General features: G+C 70.7%; 7 protein-coding genes and 1 pseudogene. 1 reads left to right on the forward strand and 7 read right to left on the reverse strand.

Annotation, left to right across the window (positions count from 1 at the left end):
- Positions 1-135: 135 nt before the first annotated feature.
- From ACIG5E_RS38660 to ACIG5E_RS38675, 4 genes are all read right to left on the reverse strand, one after another.
- Positions 136-609, reverse strand: a complete 474-nt coding sequence (locus tag ACIG5E_RS38660; RefSeq protein WP_396541879.1) for a hypothetical protein — start codon at positions 607-609, stop codon at positions 136-138.
- A 234-nt stretch (positions 610-843) separates the two neighbouring features.
- Complete coding sequence (gene tpg, locus ACIG5E_RS38665) at positions 844-1,389, reverse strand: telomere-protecting terminal protein Tpg (RefSeq protein WP_396541881.1); 546 nt, start codon at positions 1,387-1,389, stop codon at positions 844-846.
- Positions 1,390-1,395: 6 nt separating this feature from the next.
- A complete protein-coding gene (gene tap, locus ACIG5E_RS38670; protein WP_396541883.1) occupies positions 1,396-3,729 on the reverse strand; it encodes a telomere-associated protein Tap in 2,334 nt (777 codons plus the stop codon).
- Positions 3,730-3,756: 27 nt separating this feature from the next.
- Positions 3,757-4,119: a hypothetical protein gene (locus tag ACIG5E_RS38675; RefSeq protein ID WP_396541885.1), complete on the reverse strand. Its 363-nt coding sequence runs from the start codon at positions 4,117-4,119 to the stop codon at positions 3,757-3,759.
- 163 nt (positions 4,120-4,282) lie between these two features.
- On the opposite strand from ACIG5E_RS38675, the gene ACIG5E_RS38680 reads away from it, so the two are divergent.
- A complete protein-coding gene (locus tag ACIG5E_RS38680; RefSeq protein WP_396541889.1) occupies positions 4,283-4,537 on the forward strand; it encodes a hypothetical protein in 255 nt (84 codons plus the stop codon).
- 82 nt (positions 4,538-4,619) lie between these two features.
- On the opposite strand, the gene ACIG5E_RS38685 is transcribed toward ACIG5E_RS38680, so the two are convergent.
- The 3 genes and pseudogenes from ACIG5E_RS38685 to ACIG5E_RS38695 form a co-directional block, all read right to left on the reverse strand.
- Positions 4,620-5,015, reverse strand: coding sequence for a hypothetical protein (locus ACIG5E_RS38685; protein ID WP_396541891.1), 396 nt, complete (start codon positions 5,013-5,015; stop codon positions 4,620-4,622).
- A 562-nt stretch (positions 5,016-5,577) separates the two neighbouring features.
- A pseudogene (locus ACIG5E_RS38690) lies at positions 5,578-5,874 on the reverse strand (restriction endonuclease); the annotation flags it as partial.
- A gap of 472 nt (positions 5,875-6,346) precedes the next feature.
- Positions 6,347-6,526, reverse strand: a complete 180-nt coding sequence (locus ACIG5E_RS38695) for a hypothetical protein (protein WP_396541887.1) — start codon at positions 6,524-6,526, stop codon at positions 6,347-6,349.
- Positions 6,527-7,152 lie beyond the last annotated feature (626 nt).

Raw genomic sequence — 7,152 nt, forward strand, 5'->3', positions numbered from 1 at the left:
CAATATCGCGGACACGGACCCGGCTGCCAGGAGATCCTGGAACCGAGTCCGTGCCGCGCGAACCAAAGCCGGACAGTTGGGGGGAATCCCCTATCAAACGCCCTCTCAGGGGTCAGCGGTCCCGGCCGCTGGCCGCTACACGGGCCGGCGGACGATGGGGCGGGTGGGTGCGGGCGGTGCGGCCAGGGCGGCGGCCGTGGTGCGGGTGTCCTCCAGCCAGGTGATGACCCGGTCGACGGTGACTCGGTCGAGGTGCTGGGTGAGCTGGAGAACCGCGCGGTGGTCTTCTTCGGTCAGCTCGCGCCGGCCGGCGCGGCTGAGCGCGGTGTAGAGCGAGTCGGCGGCCGGACCGGCCGTTCGGCGCAGTTCGATGTCGGCTGCTCGGCGGGCGGCCTCGGCGGCTTGGGCTGCATGGTCGGCCTGCTCTTGCCGGCGCCGGGCGGTGAGCTGCTGTTCCTGGACTGCCGCGTCGTGCTGCGGGTCGTAGGTGGGGTGCCGGTGCTGTTGTACGTGGGCGAGGATCCGCTGCCACTCGTCGAGGTGCTCCTGGGCTCGGCGCAGGCCCAGGTAGGCCCCTTCACTGTCGCAGGTCCGATCCCACTGCCGCACGTCGATCCGGGCGGTGTCCCCGCAGTGCTGCAGTTGTTTCGGGTGTCTTGCCGGTCGCCCGGCGGCGGAGGCGGTGCCGGGCTGAGGTGAGCAGGTCCGGAGTGGAGGCGGGGACGTCCGCGTCCTCGTCGAAGTCGTAGTCGTCGTCGTACACGGCATGTCCTTCACGGTCGAGTGGCTGGACGGGGCACCACGGGCAGCGCCTGACGGCGGCGCTGCCCGTGGTGCATGGCTTCAGTCCACGGAGAACTCGGCCCAGTGGAGGCCGGTGAAGGTGACCTCCAGGCCGCGGGCGCGGCGGCCGCCGTCGGTGAAGTAGGCCTCGCGCAAGCCCTCGGCGATGATCTTCTCCTGTTCCTGCTGGCTGGCGCCGCGGTCGCGGGCTTCGAAGAGCCGGCGCGCGACGTCGCCGGACAGCTTCTGGACGGGAAGAAGGCGGTCGCGGGGATCGTCGGTGCTGCCCTTGCCCGACTTGAAGCCGAAGGTCCCCGACACCTCCACGTAGAAGCCGTTGGCCTCGGCCGCTCTGCGGATCCGCTTGCGCACGCGGGGCTGCCAGCGCTCGCGGACGGCGGCCTCGAGCTTCTTCGCGTTCTCCTTGCCGATGCCGCCGCCTTTGAGCCAGCGCTCCACCGAGCGCTGGGAGACTCCCAGTTCACGGGCCGTGTTCTTGGTCCCCTTGAACTGCTTCACCAGGAAGCTGGTGCGCCCGGCCAGGGTTTTCGGGATGGGCTGGGTCTGCATGGCGCGTTCCAGCCCCCGGTCGAGTGCTTCGCTCATTTCGGGCTACTCCCCCTCGGCGTAGGCGTCGCCACCCTTGATGTGGCGGCCCGGGTTGGTGTCGTCGGCGATCAGCTCCAGCGCCCACGGCATCGGCTGGGTGCCCTCGTGTTTGACGTGCCCGGGAGAGATCCCCAGGCGCCACGCGGTGGCGAGAGTGCCGTCGCCGCGGCGCAGGACGTCCAGCGGCGAGGGGCCCTTGGAGGGGTAGACGATGCAGTCGGCGAGGGCTGCGATCGGGTACTCGCCGGTGGCCTCGGCGTGGCGGCGGATCTTGCGGTGCTTGTTGACGGTGTCGGTGTCGATGACCAGCGCCCGGTTGAGCGGGTCCCAGGTCGCTCGCTCCAGGGCCGGCCAGCGCTGCCCGGGCCGGTAGGAGGCACCGCGGGGGCGCTCGCGCAGCTTGCCCAGACCGCCCTTCGCGGTGGACTTGATGGCGTGCAGGATCGCGAGCTCCATCGGGTCACCGTTTTTCAGGTCGGCCATCGCCGCCAGGAACGCCTCGACGTCGCGGTCGGCCAGGTCCAGGGGGACGCCGAGGTTGGCCATGGTGGTGATGTAGGCCTCGCGCAGGTGCTTGTGCCAGGGGTCGAGCCACGGCCCGGACTCGTGGCGCAGCCAGCCCTCGGTCGGCTGGACGGGGATGCCGAGTTCGAGGGCGTAGGCGACCTTGACGGTGCTGTACCAGGCGGGGCCGGTGGGCGGCAGGCCGTCGGGGGTGAAGGGGTTGGGCATGCGGGGGTCGAGCTCGGTGGTGGAGAAGTCGCACTTCCAGCTGCCCGGGGTCTTCTTGTCGAAGACCGGGTTGAGCTCGTGGACCGGCTCCGACAGTGCCAGGGTGAGCCGGCCCGCCGCGGCGAGGAAGGCCACGTTGACGTCGAGGCCGACCACGTTGGGGTAGCCGCGCTCGCGGTCCTCGATCAGGTCCAGGGGGCGGATCCAGTCCCACGTCTCGGTCATCAGCACGTCGTGCGGGGCGCGGTCCTTGGCGACGGGGTGCTCGGCCGGGGCCTCGGGCGGTGCCGGGTCGAACGCACGGGTGCGCGAGCCCTCGACCGGGCCGGAGGTCCAGCCGGTCTCGGTGCGCACGGCGCGGGTCGGCGGGCGCAGCGCCTCCATGAGGGCCAGGCCGGTGACGGCGGTGGAGCCGCGCGGGGTCTGGACGCGCTCGGCGTAGCCGCCGAGGAGGGCTGCGAGCTGCGGCGCGTCGAGGTCGGCGGGGACGTTCCAGCCGCCGGAGGTGAGTGCGGCCCACATCGGGATGCAGTACTGGACGCACTCGCGCTTGGCGCCGGTGGGGTTGCGGAAGACGCGGGCCCACGGGCCGAAGCCGCGCTGGGTGAGCTGCCAGCCGGCCTTGACGAGGTTCTTGACGATCGGTCCGGTCTCTGGCAGGCGGCCGATGCGGCGCTCGAAGTTGCCGTCGGCGTCCTCCCCCATCGGCGGCAGGCCCAGGAAATCGGCCGCGTCCGCCATGACGACGACCAGGGGGTCGCTGTCCTTGCTGTGCTTGTGCAGCCGCTGCTGGCCGAGGCCGGCGGTGAGTGCCCACTCGGTCAGCTGGGGCAGAGTCGTGGCCGGGACGTCCAGCATGCGCCCGTCGACCAGGTGCGCGAGCAGGGTGCGGCCGGAGGGGGTGAGATCGATGACGGTCAGCGGCCCATTGGGGTACTTCGCCGAGGCCACCTGGTCCGATGCGGCCTCGGGCCGGGCTGTGGCTGTCGCCTTCACCGGAGCCCTCCGAGCGCGCGGGGAAACCGGGCGCGAGGAGGGGGCGCCGGCGGCGTGGGGCGCGGTTGGGCGCGGTGCAGCTACCGCTGGGGCAGCTGCAGCGGGGGCTGGCTGAGGGGCGACGGGGACTGCGGGCGGCTGGGTGCCGGGGCGGCAGAAGCCTCCCAGGTGCATCGGCACGCCCTGGGAGCGGTAGACCGACGGGTTGCCGCACTGCACGCACGGCGCGGGCTCGGCCATCACCAGCGAGCCGTCCGGGTGCTGGTCGAGCATCGGCACCGGCACAGGTGCCTCGGCCGGTGCGGGTGCCGGGGTCTGGGACTGAGGGGACACCACGGCGGTCGGCTCGGGGCTCAGCTGGGCGGCAATGCCTTCCAGCAGGCGGGCGTAGGCCGCGCGGGCCTCCCCCTGCGGATCGCGCTGTCCCGCTTCCCAGGCGGTGAACGTGCTGGTGCTGACGCCGAGGGCCTTGGCGGTGGCGGCCTTCGTCAGCCCGTACTCGGTGCGCAGCCGTGCCCGTTCGGCCGAGGTCGGCAGCTGGACGGCGCGGCGCGGGCCCTGGCCGAGCAGTGCGTCGATCGCGTCCGGCGCGCCAGGCTGGGTGCTCATGTCCTTCTCCCTCCCTGCGTGGTGATGTCAGGCCGCGCGGTACTGACCGCGCTGAACCCGGATGACCCTGCCCGCCTTCAGCAGGCCGTCGATGTACACCGACGCGCCGTTGTACTTCGTCTCCTTGCCCGCCGCGCTCACGGCGGCGGCGATCTCCCCCAGCGTCATCGGCTTGTCCGACGCCTGCAGGATCTTCACGATGGCGTCCGCCTTCGTCAGGTCCTTGAGGTCCAGGTCCTCCCCCGGCACCACGGATGCCTCGACCAGCTTCCTCAAGGCCTCACGCTGGCCGCGCAGCCCTTCGATCCGCACCCCCAGGAGATCCCGCTCGCGCTCCGCCTCGCGGAGTTCCTTCTCCACCCGCTCAAGATCCTCGACATAGGACGTCATACACGAATCATAGCAGGGATTGCCTAAATCTCTAGAAGAAATTAGAGAGACCTTTCTAAGGTAATCCTAGGATTGTCGTGGGGTCGCGAGCGGCGCAACCTACCTGCAGTTCGGCTCGCCTGATGCGGCACCAGGGCCTCGCCGGCGCCGGGAGAATAGGCCGGTGAACAGCTCCCAGCCGCGCGGCCTCCACGCCCTGATCCCTACCGCCCACCAGGCGGCAACCCCCGGTGAGCGGGCCGCCGCCCAGATGCTCCACCTGCGCACCGCCGCCGTCCCGGTGCCGGTGCTGGCCGCGGCCGCCGAGCTGATCGCCGCCCACTTGGAGGACCCGGACCCGGTCACCCGCGAGGCCGCCGCCGACGTCCACGCCCACCTGGTCTCCGTACTGGAGAACGCCGCACCCGGGCGTGAGTGACGATCCCGCTCCGGTGGACTTTCAAGCAGGCTGAGGCGCCGTCCCTGCCGCTGCGGAGCGGCAGGACGGCGCGTCCGGCCGGTCAGCCGGACGTCGAGGGCGCCGCTGAGATGTCCCACCTGACGAGGACCGGCGTCGGGTTTTGGGTGTTGCCGGAGACGTCGGCGAGCATCCAGCCGCTTGTCCCGGCCGAGCCGGTGCTCGTCAGGGTCAGGTCGGTGATCCGGTTGGCCGTGACGGTGAGCAGCTCGGCCGGGACGGCGTCCTGTCGCAGGTCGCGGCCGTGCAGGCTGCCGTTGAGGGATCCGCGGGTGCCGGCGTACAGCACGGTGTGCTCGTCCGGGGCGACGGCCGCCTTGGGGTTGGGCAGGGTGGAGTCGACCCAGTCGTCCTTGGTCGCGGCCGGGTCTTTGGTGAGGTCGAGCCGGGTGCTGTGCCCGTTCGCAGTCAGGAAGAACCGCCCGGGTGCGAGCCACACCGCCCGTTCCGCGCTCGGGAACGGGACGTCGTGCCGCTGCTCGTCGCCAGGCCGGGCCGGTCTCCAGAGTGGCGTAGCCGCCGAAGCCTCCGGCGAGCAGCTGGAGGTCGCGGGTCTTGGGGTGCCAGCGCACGAGGGCGCCGCGGCACAGGACGGTGAGCGATCCGTCGGCCCCGCGCACGGCGCGGTCCTCGGTGCCCGGCAGTGGCAGGGCCCAGGTGCTGCGTCCGGTGGTGGTGTGGAAGTCGACGACGCCGGCCGGGGTGGTGATCAGGAGCTTGTTGCCTCGGGCGGTGGTGAGGGCACTGGGGGTCTGGGTGGGCGCCCAGACCCCGAGGAAGGTCTCGCTGGCCGTAACGCCGTCGGCGGCGTTGTCCACGACCGGCCATGGCAGCTGCGCTTCGCCGACCGGGCGCAGCAGGGGCGCGGGGCCAGGGTCGAGGTGGTTGGGAGCGAGGATGTCGGCCAGGGGCACGAGGCGGTTGCCGGCGGCGGCGGTCTCGGCGTACAGGAGGTGCAGGAGGTCGTGTGGGCTGAGCAGGCCGCACAGGAGCGCCTCGATGTGGGTGATGTCCAGCAGGAGAATGTCCTGGAGCCGCTTCACCCACTCCAGCGCCGGCTGCGTGTAGCCGGACACGGACAGGACAATGCCGCGCGTGCCGGGAGGCCGGTTGGTCAGGCGGTCCGCGAGCTTGATCAGGGGCTCCGCGTTGATCGGCTCGGCTTCCCACTTGGCTTCGAGGATGTAATTCGTCTGCTCAGCCGTGAAGAAGACGTCCGTCTCGTCCAGGCCGTCCACGCCGCGCACGCCGTGCCGGGCCGTCAGCCCCCACGCTCGCAGGAGCTCGGCGAGGAGCACGTTGAACTTTTACCCGCGGCGCTGCTGGCCGCCGTAGGGCGCATCGCGCAGATCCTTGTAGTCGGAGAGGAGTTCGCGCAGACGCAGCGTCAGGGTCAAGTCCACGGGAGCATCCTCCCGGTCCTGGCCGCCATCGCGGAAGTGCTTGCCGGCGACGGAATCTCGGCGGCGGTCCGCCGGCGGACCGCGCCTTCTCGCGGCTGCCCGGCCAGCCTGGCGACGGCACGACGAAGGTCCGCCGTCCCGGGACTGGGAACAGCGGGCCCTGGTCGGGGGGCGGACGACCTACTCGTCGTCCTGCTGACCGAAGGGGAAGTGGTGGACCGTGGCCAGGTCCTCCTCCTCGTCCTCACCGGAGACCGCGGCGGCCTCCATCACGAGGGGGCCGACCCGGTAGATCGGTCCCTGGCGCTAGGCCAGTTCCAACCAGCCTTCGCCGGCGAGGCGCTTGATGCTCTTGGACCACGTCGGCTCACTGATACTGAGGTTCTCGGATCCCCAGCTTCGCGACCGTGCGCACGGTCTGTCCGAGCGGGGCCACCGTCGCGTAGAACGCGAGCACGCGGAAGTCCGCACCCGGTGCGCCCGCTGTACGCAACAGCAGCTGGTGCATCAGCGCCTGGGTGAACTCGGCGGGCGGGTCAGTTTTCACGAAGCGGCGACACCCCCGCGCCGCCCATGGTGCTTCCGAAGTGCTGTGACGTCACCAGGACCCGGAGGATCTCGATTGGCGTCACCGTGTTGCTGATCACCATTTACCAGGTCAACTGTGTGATCTGGTGGCGGGCCTGACGGCAGGCTCGCCGTCGGATTCACGGGGAGCCTGGCCTGCGCGGTTCACTGGAGGGGCGCTCAGGGCCTTCTAGCCAGCTGTCTCGCGCCTCTCCTGCTCATTGCGCTCTCTCGCATCGAGCACGTTCATGAACATTTGATGGTAAGTCCACCCTGTTATCGCTTCGTTGGCCCACTGCCGTACTTCGTCAATGGGGTGCGTGGGGCAGTACCACAGTCGAGCGACCGTCGTCGGCACCATGTCATTGGATGACTTCTCGGTACCGCACACTCCGCAGCGCACACCCGCCAGATAGCCGCACCAGCCACACTCTTCTTCGCCGCGCAACGTGTGAGCTTGCCACCAGCCAGCGGCCCATGCCTCAGCGTCGGTGAGACTGGACACGGTCCGGGTGAACCGCTCCGGGTTTGACCGAGACTTCCATATTTGGAAGATTTGAACCCGTTATGCGAAAGCCATACCCGAAGGACGTCCGGGACCGCGCC

It is taken from the genome of Kitasatospora sp. NPDC053057, assembly GCF_044546945.1.
GTDB lineage: Bacteria > Actinomycetota > Actinomycetes > Streptomycetales > Streptomycetaceae > Kitasatospora.

What these genes read in the sequence shown, in the direction of transcription:
- tpg (WP_396541881.1), bottom strand. Translation starts at nt 1,389, where the DNA reads ATGAGCGAAGCACTCGACCGGGGGCTGGAACGCGCCATGCAGACCCAG.
- tap (WP_396541883.1), bottom strand. Translation starts at nt 3,729, where the DNA reads ATGAGCACCCAGCCTGGCGCGCCGGACGCGATCGACGCACTGCTCGGC.
- ACIG5E_RS38675 (WP_396541885.1), bottom strand. Translation starts at nt 4,119, where the DNA reads ATGACGTCCTATGTCGAGGATCTTGAGCGGGTGGAGAAGGAACTCCGC.